Here is a 13,545-nt window from a genome sequence, read left to right as displayed (position 1 = left end):
TGAGGCCCGCCGCCTTGCACGCAGCGATCGATGATGCTCGTGTGATGTTGGCTTCCTTCCTTTGCTTGCGAGGCGCGTCACTCGTCCTGCTGAGCCGCGGGCCCATCGTTCGGCGTGGCCTGCCTGCGCGGGGCATGCCGGGAATTGATGTAGTCGTATGCGTAGGCGATCTCCGTGACGGGGACCTCCACGTGGTAATGGGCGGAAATGTCAGAGAAGCTCGTGCGGAATGCCTCGACGAAATCGTTGTGTTCATTGGCGAAGCGCTGCTCGTCTGCGTAGTTCTCGATGGGGCTTCTGGTCACGAGGCGCTCCACGAGACAACACAGGTGCACGTAGAGCCCCATGCTCACACGAGCGCCAATCACGTCTCCGGTGAGCTGCTGGAGCCGCTCTGCGGCACTCTCGATTTCGCCGAAGAGCTTGTTGGGGTTAAGGATTGTGATGGACTCGACCACGTTCCTGAGGGTCATGTTCTTGACGAGATTCTGGTGGAACGTGCGCAAGCTGTCAGCGTCGAGCAAGCGTGCGAAGGCGCGGTCTATCTGGGCCGTTCCTTCGCCGGCGATGAGTTCCTCGAGCGAAATGAACGGGACTCCGTCGGCGTGCGGATTGTCCGTGCCGATGACCGAGCGCACGTTGTACTGGGAGAAGGCGGCATCCTCAGATCCGTTATTGGCGAGCTGCCGCCAGTCAACGGCGACAAGCCGCGCGGGGGACTCGCCAGGCAGGCTCTGCGCCACGAGATCGCGGATCCGCGCAGCTGCGTCAAGTCCGCCTTCGGAGCAGAAGACAATCGCGTCCGGTCGGGCGTTGCGCGCCACGATGTGATAATTACAGGTGCAAGCTGCCGCAGCATCGTCGAGAACCTCTCGCACGGAGCGACCCGCGATAAGTCCGGCGCCAACCTCCACCGCAAGGCCGGTAGAGGCGTTGTTTATGATGCCGAGCGTCATGCCGGAGGTGGATTCCAGACTCTTATAAATATCCTGGAGCGATCCCATGTCCACGAGGATGACGACCTCGTCTGCGTAGGAGAAGCGGTCGATGATTTGCTGAAGAGGAACAGCGACGTCCGTAACCTTCTGGTCGTAGGGCATGTCGATGGCCTCGAAGACCCTCGTGTCAAGAATCCGATTGGCGGCGTCGGCGATGCTCGTGGCGGTCGAGTAGCCATGACTGAGGACGATACCGACGCTCCGACGACGCTTAGACGGGTCGAGTGCGAGTGCCGCATGCGCAAGGACGAGCAGACACGTGAGATCGTCGAGTGCGATGCCGAGCGTGGCCTTGAGTTCATCAGCGATGCAGGCGCAGACAGTAACGGCAAAGCGGTTGCGCTGGGCCACGACGCCGCGCATGCCGGAAAGCTCGCTTGCATGGGAGCTCTTCCAACGCGAGAGGCTTGCGGGCGGCCACAGCTGGAGGCAGATGCCCTGGGCGATTAGATGCGAGCTCTTTCGGGACAAATCGATCGAGTAGAGTTCGTTCACGGAAGTGACGACGCTGTCGGCGATCTGCTCGTATGCGTCGGACTTCGAGCGGCCCGGGTTTTGCCCGAACGCCAGGTAGTCCTCGAGGTCGCGGGCTCGCTCCACCAGCTGAGCGCTGCACGCGCCCCCATCAAGCGTGCCTTCGCGATAGCTCTCGTATGGCTCCAGCATGGCGTCGAGTACATGCCGTGCGCGGTCGTCCGCCTGGCTTTGGATGCTCCGGGTGGTGTCGATGAGCTGCATGTCGTTCTCGCTGCGCTCGAGTGCGGAGCCGGCAAGGATTGCGGAGGGAAGCTGGTAGGTGCGAATCTCCAGGCTGTCACCCTTCGTGTCTAGATAGGCCTCGGCGCAACAGTTGGTGATGCAGTCGCGCAGGCCGCGTACGTTCTCCTCGAAGTTGGTGCCGGCGAGGGCTCGGAAGGCTCCGCGACTTATGAGGATGTCGCGTCCTATGCGTCGGCCCTCCTCCTTGAGGAAGTGGAGAGTCAGTTCCTCACGCTCCTCCTGGGTGCGCTCGCGCAGAGACGGCACCTGGGCGGACATGGGGATGCGACGCGTGAGGCTGCGGCACTCGGTACTGTCTGCCTCGTTTGAGGTGGCAAAGATAAGGCGCACAGCAGGGGCTGGCACAATGGCGCCCGCCTGTGCGGAGGCCCACTCCAAGAGCGCGTCCTGGGCAGCGGGTGAGAGGGCGTCGACGTCCTTGAGATAAACGATGCCGCCGCTCGCCCGATCTGCAGGCCCGCCATCTGCGCACAGGTCGTGAGTGAGCGCGCGGGCATCGTCTGCGTAATGCGAGCAGTCGATGCTCACAAGCTTGGCTTCCTGCTGCAGGACGCCGACGTTCTTGCCGTATTCGAGGGCAAGTTCGGCGAGTAGACCCTTGCCGGTTCCCGAGGCGCCACAGAGCAGGATGGGCAGGCCAGCTGGCGGGTACTTGAGCGCGGCGCAGAGCTGGCTGATGCAGGGCGCAAGGCTCAGCTCGTGACCGATTGCGCGGTCGAAGTCGAGTCGCTCGCCGTTTCCGAGCGTGGCGAAGAGCTGCTCGACCGAAGGGTAGGTGCTACGCTCAATGCGAGACTGGAAGAAGCGTTCGAGGGAGCGGCGGTGGAAGTAGCACACCGGTCGTGCCCCTGCTTTCACCACGAGGCCAGCGCGCACGAGCTCGTTGAGATACTGACTTGCCAGGCTGCGCGAGATGGCGAGCGAGTCGGTTATAGATGCCGTGGTGAAGTGGTCGAGACGGTTCTGGATGCGCCCGCCCCGCGTGCTGCCAAGCTCGCGCGTGATGCGATCGAGGTAGGCAAGCAGGTCTTTCTGTGTCTCGGGGATGTTCATGCGGCTGGTCCTCCTTTCGTCCCACACCTTACGGGCGGGGTGGTGCTCGGGACGGGTTGGCGCCCGCGTTTTGTCACGGGCACGTGAACTTCGGCACTCCATGATACATCTGTAGTGGCATATGGCGACTTCTCGACACCTGCGCTCGACACAGCGAGCGGCAACAGCGCTGTCCGCCGAGCGCCTCACGGGCGTATCCCAACCGTAGGAGTGCGCTTTGCCACCTTTGACTGCCTCCCTGTCGGCAAGCGGCTCGCCGTTCGCTCCGTCTCTGACCACATCGCTCGAATCGACTCTGCCGCCGGCGCTGTGGTGGCCGTCGTGCCCGCAAAGGTCATCAAGCAGGCCGACGAGGTCACCGCGGGCAAGGTCTCCCTCGTCGACGCACTCAGGAATCTGTAGGCGAGGCCCCTAAGGCCGCCTCGCTGTCGGCAGCCCGGGGCCATGTGCCATCAGGGCACAGGACGAGTCCGGTCGCCGGAATGCGGCCGGACCCGTTGTTCGCGTGTTTTGCTGGGGGAGTCGCTGTGGCGACGAGGTTCACTGGCTTACTTTTCCTGTTCGCGCAGCCCCTTCGCCAAGGCTATGTTGGACAGTTTGAGTTCGCCATTCGTTACCGTAACAGCAAGCGAGTGGCCGAACTTCTCGCAGACGCGTGTCGTGAGTGCGGTACCGTCGAGGTAGAGGACGAGGATGTTGTCGTCAACGATGAGCTGCAGGTGGTAAGAACGCCCGGACTCGAGCCAGACTGGCCTCCAAAGCCCCTTATCCATTACGCGGAACCACTTGTAACAGGGGCTCTTGTCGAACGAGAGCCGATTCGCGTCGAGGTCGAAGCGGTATTCGTACGACTCGTCGGTCTCGAGATTCTTGTAGGCTCGAATTGAGAAGTCGCAAGCGTCCCTGAACGTCACGTCTGCCTCGAAGCAGAAGATCTCGCCTGCGTTTTCGGTGATTACGCACTCCGTTCGTTCGTGGTCTCCGCGAAGCTCGATATCCGGGACGGCATCAGGGCACTCGAACGCATCCTTTATGCTTTGGGGAGGGCGAACGCCGAGGGTGCCATTGGGGCGCTGGTACACCTCATGGGGCATAAACGAGCCACCCCAAAGCCAGTTGGCCCGGTCATCGTCGTTCTCGCGCGTGGGGACCCAGCCGGACAGAATCCTGCGCGATCCGTCGAAGGCGGTCCGTCCGGCGTAATACGCCCTCCCGTCGAAGGCGTCATCTCTCGGCTTCTCCCACGGACCGTAGAGATCGCGGCTCATGCGGTAGACGATCTTGTTCTCGTCGCTGTACTCAGAGTAGACCAGGTACCACCAATCGCCAATTTTAAAAATGTCTGGCATTTCGAACATGGTGTAGAGGCCGGGGGCCCAGAAGTCGCCCTTGAACTGCCAGTGCTCGAGGTCCTTCGACGTAAAGTGAACGAGCCTGCCAGTTTGGAGGGTTTTGGAGGGGTCGTCTCCCTTACGCGTGCCCAGTACGAGGAGGTATTCCTTCCGGTCGTCATCCCATATTACGAAAGGGTCGCGCCAGTTGCGCCCATCGTATCCTGGCTGAGGCGTGAGCTCTACTGCAACGCCCGTCTTTTTCCACGTCGCATAATCATCCGAGCAGGCCTTCGCCTGCATGAGCACCTGGGACGTTTTGCCTTCTCGCAGGTAGTTGCGGTTGAACCCGGTATAGAAAGCGCGTACCTCCCCTTTTGCCTCGTAAACGGTTCCGGCGTAGATGAACTGGTCTTGGTCGTCTTCTCCGCCGTGGGGGATCGCCGTTCCGTGTTCCTGGTACGTCACGAAGTCCTGGGTGGTCGCGAGCGACCACCCAAAGGGCTGTCCTTCGGCAAGCGGAGCGGGGTCGCGCGTGTCACGCTGGTGGTATAGATAGAACGTGCCGTCCTTGCCGAAGGGCATGACGTCTCCCACCCACACGTCCTTCGGTTGGTAGAACAGGTGCTGGTTATTGGTCGGGACTTTGCGCATGTCTCGTCCTCCTTACTGTCGCGTCTTTCCTATTCGTCTTCTTCGTCAACGTCCGGAGTAAGATCTCCGAGGTAGACGAGCTGCTCTTTGGCTTGGGTGACGACATGCCTCACCACATCGGGAGTAAGCTGTCCGGCGTGGAGCGAGAGCTCGAGGGCCACGGGAAGGTTTACGCCGGTCACTATGAACGCGCCTCGCGGAGCCGAGCAGGCTACGAGCTGGTTTACGCTGCCCTGAAGGATGTCGGTGAGAACGAGGGTCTCGTCATCTTCGGCGATGCCCTCGAATGCGCTGGCGAGCTTCTCCTCGAGCGGGGTTTCGTCTGTAAACGCGCAGACAACCCTGATGTCGTGCCCCGGTCCTATGATGGCCTTGAGCGTGTCTCCGAGTCCGGCTGCCAGGCCGTAGTGCGATGCAATGATGATGTGCCTCATAATGCGTCCTTTGTGGGTTGGTCTAGCCCTAGGCTAGGCAGCAAGAATGCCGAAAGCCGCGCACACCCACGAGATGATGAGGATGCCGAGGACAATCTTGTTGATGCTGACCTTGCGCTTGACGAGGGCGTAGACGATGGCTGTGGCTATTACGGGCAGCATGCCGACCATGATTTGGTCGAGGATGCCCGTCTGGACGTCGAGCGTGACGTCACCCATGGTGAACGTGAGACCACACGAGACCTTGATGACGGTGGGGATGAGCGCACCGACGACCATCATGCCAAGTGCCGACGTCGACTCGGTGAAAACGGACATCTTCTCGGCAAGGGTCGTGAAGAGCTTGTCGCCGAACTTATAGCCTATGCGCCAGTCAAAGAGCTTCCATACGAAGATGGCGATGGCGACGGCGAGCCAGAGAAGCACGCCGACGGGGTTTCCCGCCTGTCCCATGTAGGCGGCGATGGAGCCGAAGATGGTGGGAATGAGGATGGCGAAGATCGTATCGCCGACTCCTGAGAGGGAGCCCATGAGGCCAATCTTAAGGTCTTGGACCGCGTCGATGGCGTCATTGTGCCCCTTGTCCTCCAAGGCTAGGCCGGCGCCGAGGAGCAGGCCGCTTACCTGGGGAGTCGCATTGTAATAGCGATAGGTGCTCAGAAGTGACCTGCGGTAGCCCTCCTCGTCTCCTGCATAGATCTTGCGCAGGGCGGGTTCGGTTGCGAACATGACCGCCGGGGCACACTGGGACTCATAGTTATAGATGGACGCGCCGAGCATCCAGCGGCGGCCGCAACGGTCGAGATCGGAAACGGTGAGGACTGGCTGGTACGTTCCGTCTGCCAGGCGGGTTGGCGCTTCGTTTGCCTTGGTGGCGTTAACTTCGTTACTCATCTTCCAGACCTCCAGCGTCGAGGGCGTTTACGGACGGATTGCTGTGCGACTTGTAGTACTCGATGGCCGCGGCGGCACCGAGCAGGGCAATGGGGAGAATGCTTATCTGCAGGTAGGCGGCCAGAACGAAGCCAACGATGGCGTAGGCGATGAATTTCTTCATTGGCATGAAGGACAGAAGCATCGCAAGGCCGACGACGGGGAGGATACCGGCGGCGATGGAGAGGCCGGTCGTGAACCAGGAGGGCATGACGGAGAGGAAAGCGTTGACGGCATCGGCGCCAAAGAGCAGTACGGCAAACGTGGGGATGGCCGCCGTAAGGCCATAGAAGACCGGACCGAGGAAAAGTACGCTCTTCATCTGCGAGTACTTGCCCTCTTCGGCAAAGCGCTGCGAGGTACGCCCGAGGAAGCCGTTTGCCGTCTTGGCGATGACGTCGAGCTGAAGGCCGAGCATGCCGACTGCGATTCCGGCGGCAACGCCGACGCTCGCCTCCTGACCCGAGGTGATGGCAACGACGGCGCCAATGATGGCGGCAGTGGGATAGTCGGGGACGGAGGCTCCTCCCATGGCCGCCACGCCCAGGCTCATGAGTTGGACGATGGCGCCGACGGCGAGGCCGGTTACGGGGTCGCCGAGCGCAAGTCCGACGAACCATGCTGGCGTGACGGACATGTTCGTGAGAATTTGTCCCGCGTTCTTCTCGGCTCCGTAGATGAAGGCGATGAGTGTAACGACGGCTATCTGGATGATGGATGGTGTCATAAGTTCACTCCCTTGCTAAAGCGTGATGATGCTGGAGAGCTCTACGGGCTTGTCGGCCGGCACATAGCGAACGGTGATGTCGCAGCCGGTGCCAGCAATCGCTCGATATGCGGGCAGCTCGTCTTTGGTGACGTAGGCGCGACTGCTCACCTGGACGGCGTCTGACCCCTCTTCGGGAAAGACTGTGCCTCCGACCACGAGTGTGGGAACAACCTGGCCCGTCTGTATGACGTCGAGGATGGTCTGGGGGTCTCGCGCCACGATGAAGACCGTGTGGTCGTCGTACTTGCCCGCCCGATAGTTCGTGAGAGCCGTCTCCTTGTTGATAATGGAGAGGGCGACTCCCGAGGGCTTTGCCATCCGCATGGCGGCCTTCTTGGTCGGGTCGTTGGCGACGATGTCATCGATGACCATGAGACGCTGTGGACGGAACTCGGGTACCCACTGGGTTGCCACTATGCCGTGTAGCAGGCGGTTGTCGATGCGTGCTGCGATGATGCTCATGTGATGTTGGCTTCCTTCCTTTGCTTGCGTGACGCGTTTCGGCATGGCCTGTGCCGAAGCGCGTCATTCGTCCTGCCGGGCCGCGGACCCGTCGTTCAGCGTGGCCTGCCTGCGCGGGGCATGCCGGGAATTGATGTAGTCGTATGCGTAGGCGATCTCCGCGACGGGGACCTCCACGTGGTAATGGGCGGAAATGTCAGAGAAGCTCGTGCGGAATGCGATCGAGGTAGGCTCTGTGTCTCGGGGATGTTCATGCGGCTGGTCCTCCTTTCGCCACACACCTTACGGGCGGGGTGGTGCGCGGAACGGGTTGGCGCCAGTGTTTCGTCACGGGCGCGTGCACTTCGGCACTCCATGCTACATCTGAGTGGCATATGGCGACTTCTCGACACTCGCGCTCGACACAGCGAGCGGAAATGGCGCTGCCTGCCGAGCGCCTCGCGGGCGCATCCCGACCGCAGAAGTGAGCGCGAAGGCTCGTCGAAGTGCTGGGTGGGGGACCGGCGGTCTGGATACGCGGTTTCGTTCGGCGAAGGCGGCGAGGCGAATGGCATGGCGAACGTACGGGTTTGACGTGAACGGGTTGCCCGTGGCGGCGTGGTATCGGGAGGAGACGGTCGAGCAGGTGCTCGCGCCGCTGCTCGCCCGTCTCGCGCGCTCGCATCAGGAGAAGGGGTCGCAGGCCCATCTCGGCAACCCGGTGCGCATACGCTATTGCGACCGGGACGGCCACGTGTCGCGAACGGATATCGTCCGCCAGGTGGACGTCGCGCCGCGAAATGCAGACTCGCCTCAATCGTCGGTAAGGGGTGCCGCGGGCGATACGATGGAATCCACGGACCGCACCGCGCCGCCGAGATTGCGACGCGAACGCAGGCGATGCGCCCGAAAAACTCCTCCGCGCATGTAGGGCGAAACGCCAGATTGGAGCTCCATGAACGATTTCTCCTTCTACTCCCCCACCCGCTTTGTCTTTGGGCGAAAAGCGACCGACAAGGTTGGGGGACTCTGTCCGCCTCCGGCTACCGCTGAGCGCTCATTGTCTACGGCAGGGGTTCCGCAGTTCGCTGCGGAACGCTCGTCCGCGTGAGGGCATCGCTCGATGCCGCGGGCGTGGAGCACATCGGGCTTGGAGGGGTGCGTCCAAACCCCGAAATAGGCTTGGCACGAGAAGGCGTCGAGCTCGCACGGGCAAACGACGCCGACATCATCCTGCCCGTGGGCGGCGGCTCCGTCATGGACTGCGCGAAGGCCATCGCACTGGGGCGGTATACGACGGCGACGTATGGGACTTCTTCCGCAAGCGCGCCGTTCCCGCCGACCGCATCGACGTCGCCTGCGTGGTGACCATCCCCGCATCCGGTTCCGAGGCCTCTAACTCCTGCGTTATCAGCAACGACGAGGAGCACCTCAAATGCAGCATTAACACGGACCTCAACCGCCCGGCCATCGCCTTCCTCGACCCGGAGCTGACCTTCAGCCTGCCCGCCTGCCAGACCGCCGCGGGAGTGACCGACATGATCGCCCATATCATGGAGCGACTCTTCTCCGGCGAGCCCGCCGTGGGCGTAACCGACAACATCGCCTGCGGGCTAGTGCGCGCCGCGAGGGAGGCGGCGCCCAAGGTGATGGAGAACCCCGATGACTACGACGCCCGCGCCGAGATCATGTGGGTGGGTACGCTCGCCCATAACGCCCTGCGCGACGGCGATTGGACCTGCCGCGGCCTTGAGCACGAGCTATCCGCACTGGACACCAAGATCACGCACGGCGCCGGCCTCGCCGTCATCTTCCCCGCCTGGATGCGCTACGTATGGCGAGAGCACCCTGAGCGCTTCCTGGAGTTCAGCGCCCAGGCCCTTGGCATCGAACCCATCGATTCGGACGCGGACGAGCTCGATGTGGAGGTAACCCCCGAGCAGGCAATCGAGTACGCGGTCGAAGCGACCATCGACGAGCTGCAGGATTTCTTCGTCTCGCTGGGAATGCCGCGCGCGCTATCGGAGTTCGGAGTCACCGAGGACGATATCGAAAAGATGATTCCGGGCCTCAAGATCAACCGCGGAGAGCTCTTCGGCAGCTTCAGGAAGCTCACGCTGGACAACGCGAGAAAGATTTACCGCAGCGCACTCTAGGAAACAGATGCCAGTCCCCCACGGGCGAGCAGCACGGCGGCCCCCGCAAACCAGAAACGGCGCCGCTCCCGCGACGCCGTCATATTCCCTGGTGCCCCCGGGCGGATTCGAACCGTCGACACCCGCTTTAGGAGAGCGGTGCTCTATCCCCTGAGCTACGGAGGCATGTTGTACTAGTGTAGCAGATTTACTGCATCGCCATACGTCGCATGACTAGACTTCGAAGTTGCGGTGGAATAGTTCCTGTCTGAAGCATCTAAAGCCGTATTTAGAAACTATTTCACTGCAACTTATGAGGAGCTAGTTGCCTTTGTGGAAGAGGCTTTTGATGACGGAGGGGATGCTCTTGGCGCCCTTGGCGGTCACATCGATAAAGTCGGGCGAACGCACGAGCTTATCCTCGTCGACGTACTTGCGGACCGCGCGAAGCGTCTCTTTGTCGTCGCGCGTCGAAAACGTAAAGTGACCGTTGTCCTTGGTGAAGATGGCAAAACGCGTAATCTTCTTGGTGCCGCGCAAAACCTCGGCGGCAATATAGTCGACCTCGTCCCACGGGATTTGAATATAATCCTCGGGATTGCGCTCGTTATAGTACTCGAACGCCTTATTGCCCACCATCACGTTACCGTGGCTGGTAAGCCCCATCAGGCAGGTTGCCGGCGTTGCCAGATCGACCGTGCTGTTCTGAGATTGCGCCATACGCGCCTCGCCCTCCAATAAAAACAATCGAACCGCATCCAGTGTACCCACCGGGTGCGGTCCGTTTCAATGGCTCAAAAGCCCTTACCTAGCAACTCTCGGTCTTAAGCCGAAGCGTGCTTACATGAAGCCGCAGAAGCGACCGATGATGCCGACGGCGAAGAGAGCCAGGATGATGACGATCGGGCTAACCTTCTTCTTGAGGAGCTTGCAGACCAGCAGGGTCAGGCACACGGCGGCAAGGCCGGGGATGAGCTGATCGAGGTTACCCTGGAGCGTGGTGACCTTCATCTGATCAAGGGCGGTAGCACCGACGGAGTTGTACATCGTCAGCGCTTCCTTGATACCCTCGGAACCGGAGGGCAGGCTAGCCCAGTCGATAAAGGCGCCAGCAGACTGCTTGACCGTGGAGACAATCGGGGTGAAGGAAATGGACACCCAGCGCTCGACCAGGGCGCCGATGATGAACATACCCAGGATGGAAGCGCCCTCGGTGACCTTGCCCATCAGACCGCCGGAGAGGTCCTTGGCGATAGAGGAGCCGACCTTGTAGCCAAACTCCTGTGTGTACCACAGGAAAGCGTAACGGATGATGTTCCACGCGAAGAAGAACAGCAGCGGACCGACGATGCTGCCGGACATGGCCAGGGAAGCGCCCAGAGCGCCCAGAATCGGGCGAAGGGTGAACCAGAAGACGGGGTCACCGACGCCGGCGAGCGGGCCCATCATACCGACCTTGACGCCCTGGATGGCGACGTCATCGATCGGAGCACCGTTGGCGCGCTCCTCCTCGAGGGCGAGGGTAACGCCAATGACGGGGGCGGAAACATAGGGGTGGGTGTTATAGAACTCCAGGTGGCGCTTAAGAGCGGCAATCTGGTCATCCTTGCTGGTGTAGAGCTTCTTGATCGCAGGGATCATTGCGAAGCACCAGCCGCCGTTCTGCATACGCTCGTAGTTCCACGAGCCCTGAAGGAACTGATGACGGAAGCAAACCTTCTTACGGTCAGCCTTGGTGAGCTGAATCTTGTTCTCTGCCATATGTATCACTCCCCTCCTACTCGTAATCGTTCAGAATGTCGCCGAGCGGGTCGCCGGAGCCACCGCCCATGCCGCCACCCTGCTTGGCCAGATCCTTAAGGCCAAGGTAGATGAGGGCAAGGGAGATGCCGATGAGGCCAAGGGCGATCAGCGTGAGCTGAGGGATGGCAGCAAGGACAAAGCCGAGGATAAAGAACGGCCAGGTCTCCTTGGTGGCCATCATGTTGATGACCATGGCGTAACCGACGGAAGCGACCATGCCGCCGCCGACGGCCATGCCGCCGGACAGCCAGTCGGGCATAGCGTTAAGCGCGTTGGTAACAGCCTCGGCCGGGATGACGCACAGAAGTACTGCCGGGATGGCGATACGAAGGCCCTGCATGAGGATGGCAGCGTACTGCCAGCGCTCGATGCCGGAGAAGTCGCCCTTCTCGGCGCAACCGTCCATGGCGTGAGCGATAGCGGTAGCAATGGTACGGCAGATCATGGTCAGGAACAGACCAGCGACCGACAGCGGGACGGCGACGGCGATGGCCGCGGTAACGGCCTTGGCCGAATCAGTGGCGCCGCCGTTGAGGGCGAGCACCATGATGATCGAAGAAGCGACCGAGGCCAGAGCGGCGTCAGGCGCGACGGCGGCGCCAACGTTAGCCCAGCCAAGGGCCATCATCTGGAGCGAACCGCCCAGGAGGATGCCCTCCTGAAGGTGACCGGTTACGAGACCGATAAGCGTGCATGCCACGAGCGGCTGATGGAACTGGAACTCATCCAGAATGCCTTCCATACCGGCAAGCAACGCGACAATCGCAACAAGCAGAATAGTGATTGCAGACATGTATCGGACCCTCCTTTACTATGCTTGAGCGGCCAGTTCGGCCTTAGCTTTCTTCAACATGGCGTCGAGATCCTCGGAGGAATCCGAAGGAACCTTGCGGACCTCGAACTTGACGCCCTTAGCCTTGAGGGCCTCGAGAGTCTTGACGTCGTCATCGCCCATGGCGACGGCGTTGGTGACGACGACCTTGCCCTTGGAGTGAGCCATGGAACCGATGTTGACTTCCTTGATGTCGACGCCGGCCTCGATGGCCTTGAGCAGATCCTGCGGGTTCTCGAAGAGCAACATGGCCTTGGTGTCACCAAAGCGCGTGTCCTTGACGACCTCGGCCATCTTCTTGATGGGCACGACGTTGGCATGGACTCCCGGAGGGGCAGCCTGCTCGATCATCGTCTTGCGAAGCTCGTCGTGAGCAACGCCGTCGGAAACCACGATGATGCGGTTGGGGTTAATCTGCTTGGTCCACGTGGTGGCCACCTGACCATGCAGCAGACGGGTGTCGATACGGACGTGGGCGATCTTGATGTGCCCGTCGCCGATGACCGTTCCCGGAGGGATGGCGCCTGCAGGAGCAGCGGCGGCCGTAGCCGGCTTCTTCTCCTCGGGCTCCAGAGACTCGGGCTTGACGCGCACGCCAGCCTTAGCCTCAGTCACGAGATGTTTTGCGATCGCATGTGCAGTGTTCTTTGCGTCAAAGCGCTGCGAATATGCCTCGATGAGCATAGGCAGGTTGACACCGGTGACGATAGCCCAGGAATCGTGGCCCTCGATGAGCCCGCTGATCTGGTTGAACGGCGTGCCGCCCCACAGATCAACGAGGAAGAGCACCTGCTCCTGGTCCTCGAAGGAAGCGACTGCTTCCTCGACCTTGGCACGGAAGTCGTCGGGGCCCATGCTCGGCTCGAGCGAGACCACGGCAACAGACGGCTGATCGCCAAAGACCATCGAGCCCGTCTGCTTGATTCCAGCTGCCAAGTCCCCGTGGCTAGCAAGAACAATACTTACCATCACATAACCTCCTTTTTGTCTACGTATTTCCTACACGACATGAAAGGAGTATACCTGTTTGGATTGTGGGATTATAGCTAAATCCGCAAAAGGTTGGATTATTTGTTTAAACGTCTAGGTTTGTTACAAGTTGATTACGTTACTGCTTTTTGACTCATTACACGACAAGGCGTCGCTCATCAAGCTATGTATTTTATAGATACAAGCAAGCTGTTCATTAATATCGATATTAAGCAAGTGCGAATGTGCTCGTACTGTCACTATTTTGTTTAAACAGACATGGCTTTGTTAGCGCCGGGCGATTTTAGCCGCTAATAGTCAAACTATTTTGACCAATCCCGGTCACCGAATAATGGCCACCGTGCCTCCCCGCCGCCACTACGCTGGTGGTGCCAACACGCCGGCGTTAGGAG

Annotated in this window: 14 protein-coding genes and 1 tRNA gene; 4 read left to right on the top strand and 11 right to left on the bottom strand. The window is 60.8% G+C overall.

Annotated elements, in window-relative coordinates; translation table 11 throughout:
- Positions 1-77: 77 nt before the first annotated feature.
- Positions 78-2,831 carry a PRD domain-containing protein gene (locus AAAX36_RS07355; protein ID WP_195568643.1) on the bottom strand — a complete coding sequence of 918 codons (2,754 nt, stop codon included), beginning with the start codon at positions 2,829-2,831 and terminating at the stop codon, positions 78-80.
- A 114-nt stretch (positions 2,832-2,945) separates the two neighbouring features.
- On the opposite strand from AAAX36_RS07355, the gene AAAX36_RS07350 reads away from it, so the two are divergent.
- Positions 2,946-3,233 carry a hypothetical protein gene (locus AAAX36_RS07350; protein WP_199574332.1) on the top strand — a complete coding sequence of 96 codons (288 nt, stop codon included), beginning with the start codon at positions 2,946-2,948 and terminating at the stop codon, positions 3,231-3,233.
- A 146-nt stretch (positions 3,234-3,379) separates the two neighbouring features.
- Here the strand turns inward: AAAX36_RS07350 and AAAX36_RS07345 are convergent, their stop codons facing one another.
- From AAAX36_RS07345 to AAAX36_RS07325, 5 genes are read right to left on the bottom strand one after another with little or no spacing between them, the layout of a single operon-like run.
- Positions 3,380-4,816, bottom strand: a complete 1,437-nt coding sequence (locus tag AAAX36_RS07345; RefSeq protein ID WP_118080243.1) for a family 43 glycosylhydrolase — start codon at positions 4,814-4,816, stop codon at positions 3,380-3,382.
- A 29-nt stretch (positions 4,817-4,845) separates the two neighbouring features.
- Positions 4,846-5,250: a PTS N-acetylglucosamine transporter subunit IIBC gene (locus tag AAAX36_RS07340; protein ID WP_118080241.1), complete on the bottom strand. Its 405-nt coding sequence runs from the start codon at positions 5,248-5,250 to the stop codon at positions 4,846-4,848.
- Between the two features lie 33 nt (positions 5,251-5,283).
- Positions 5,284-6,144, bottom strand: coding sequence for a PTS system mannose/fructose/sorbose family transporter subunit IID (locus AAAX36_RS07335; protein ID WP_118080239.1), 861 nt, complete (start codon positions 6,142-6,144; stop codon positions 5,284-5,286).
- The gene (locus AAAX36_RS07330; protein ID WP_118080237.1) at positions 6,137-6,910 is read right to left on the bottom strand and encodes a PTS sugar transporter subunit IIC; all 774 of its coding nucleotides are present in this window, start codon (positions 6,908-6,910) and stop codon (positions 6,137-6,139) included. The genes AAAX36_RS07335 and AAAX36_RS07330 overlap by 8 nt, the downstream gene beginning before the upstream one ends.
- 15 nt (positions 6,911-6,925) lie before the next feature.
- On the bottom strand, positions 6,926-7,414 hold the full coding sequence (locus AAAX36_RS07325) for a PTS sugar transporter subunit IIB (RefSeq protein WP_118080235.1): 489 nt from the start codon (positions 7,412-7,414) through the stop codon (positions 6,926-6,928).
- Positions 7,415-8,003: 589 nt separating this feature from the next.
- Here AAAX36_RS07325 and AAAX36_RS07320 point away from each other — a divergent pair.
- The 3 genes from AAAX36_RS07320 (at position 8,004) to AAAX36_RS07310 (ending at position 9,549) form a co-directional block, all read left to right on the top strand.
- Positions 8,004-8,324, top strand: a complete 321-nt coding sequence (locus AAAX36_RS07320; protein WP_346963326.1) for a hypothetical protein — start codon at positions 8,004-8,006, stop codon at positions 8,322-8,324.
- A gap of 176 nt (positions 8,325-8,500) precedes the next feature.
- Positions 8,501-8,761 carry an iron-containing alcohol dehydrogenase gene (locus AAAX36_RS07315; protein WP_308196324.1) on the top strand — a complete coding sequence of 87 codons (261 nt, stop codon included), beginning with the start codon at positions 8,501-8,503 and terminating at the stop codon, positions 8,759-8,761.
- Positions 8,656-9,549: an iron-containing alcohol dehydrogenase gene (locus AAAX36_RS07310; protein WP_306667647.1), complete on the top strand. Its 894-nt coding sequence runs from the start codon at positions 8,656-8,658 to the stop codon at positions 9,547-9,549. Before AAAX36_RS07315 ends, AAAX36_RS07310 begins: the two co-directional genes overlap by 106 nt.
- 89 nt (positions 9,550-9,638) lie before the next feature.
- Here the strand turns inward: AAAX36_RS07310 and AAAX36_RS07305 are convergent.
- The 5 genes from AAAX36_RS07305 to AAAX36_RS07285 all read right to left on the bottom strand — a co-directional run bounded on the left by AAAX36_RS07305 (position 9,639) and on the right by AAAX36_RS07285 (position 13,132).
- Positions 9,639-9,714: transfer RNA gene (locus AAAX36_RS07305), tRNA-Arg, on the bottom strand.
- A 135-nt stretch (positions 9,715-9,849) separates the two neighbouring features.
- Positions 9,850-10,248 carry a DUF956 family protein gene (locus AAAX36_RS07300; RefSeq protein ID WP_238022763.1) on the bottom strand — a complete coding sequence of 133 codons (399 nt, stop codon included), beginning with the start codon at positions 10,246-10,248 and terminating at the stop codon, positions 9,850-9,852.
- A 120-nt stretch (positions 10,249-10,368) separates the two neighbouring features.
- Complete coding sequence (locus AAAX36_RS07295) at positions 10,369-11,289, bottom strand: PTS system mannose/fructose/sorbose family transporter subunit IID (protein WP_035136639.1); 921 nt, start codon at positions 11,287-11,289, stop codon at positions 10,369-10,371.
- 16 nt (positions 11,290-11,305) lie between these two features.
- A complete protein-coding gene (locus AAAX36_RS07290; protein WP_195445880.1) occupies positions 11,306-12,124 on the bottom strand; it encodes a PTS mannose/fructose/sorbose transporter subunit IIC in 819 nt (272 codons plus the stop codon).
- Positions 12,125-12,142: 18 nt separating this feature from the next.
- The gene (locus AAAX36_RS07285) at positions 12,143-13,132 is read right to left on the bottom strand and encodes a PTS sugar transporter subunit IIB (protein ID WP_349074889.1); all 990 of its coding nucleotides are present in this window, start codon (positions 13,130-13,132) and stop codon (positions 12,143-12,145) included.
- Positions 13,133-13,545 lie beyond the last annotated feature (413 nt).

Source organism: Collinsella sp. CLA-ER-H10, assembly GCF_040092475.1.
In the GTDB taxonomy this organism is placed as follows: Bacteria; Actinomycetota; Coriobacteriia; order Coriobacteriales; family Coriobacteriaceae; genus Collinsella.
The sequence above is the reverse complement of the archived record's forward strand: the minus strand, read 5'-3'. Positions and strand labels throughout refer to the sequence as shown.

Bases quoted from the DNA above. Each gene is read 5' to 3' on its own strand.
- AAAX36_RS07340 (WP_118080241.1), bottom strand. From the start codon at position 5,250: ATGAGGCACATCATCATTGCATCGCACTACGGCCTGGCAGCCGGACTC.
- AAAX36_RS07330 (WP_118080237.1), bottom strand. From the start codon at position 6,910: ATGACACCATCCATCATCCAGATAGCCGTCGTTACACTCATCGCCTTC.
- AAAX36_RS07290 (WP_195445880.1), bottom strand. From the start codon at position 12,124: ATGTCTGCAATCACTATTCTGCTTGTTGCGATTGTCGCGTTGCTTGCC.
- AAAX36_RS07285 (WP_349074889.1), bottom strand. From the start codon at position 13,132: ATGGTAAGTATTGTTCTTGCTAGCCACGGGGACTTGGCAGCTGGAATC.
- AAAX36_RS07295 (WP_035136639.1), bottom strand. From the start codon at position 11,289: ATGGCAGAGAACAAGATTCAGCTCACCAAGGCTGACCGTAAGAAGGTT.
- AAAX36_RS07325 (WP_118080235.1), bottom strand. From the start codon at position 7,414: ATGAGCATCATCGCAGCACGCATCGACAACCGCCTGCTACACGGCATA.
- AAAX36_RS07300 (WP_238022763.1), bottom strand. From the start codon at position 10,248: ATGGCGCAATCTCAGAACAGCACGGTCGATCTGGCAACGCCGGCAACC.
- AAAX36_RS07345 (WP_118080243.1), bottom strand. From the start codon at position 4,816: ATGCGCAAAGTCCCGACCAATAACCAGCACCTGTTCTACCAACCGAAG.
- AAAX36_RS07355 (WP_195568643.1), bottom strand. From the start codon at position 2,831: ATGAACATCCCCGAGACACAGAAAGACCTGCTTGCCTACCTCGATCGC.
- AAAX36_RS07335 (WP_118080239.1), bottom strand. From the start codon at position 6,144: ATGAGTAACGAAGTTAACGCCACCAAGGCAAACGAAGCGCCAACCCGC.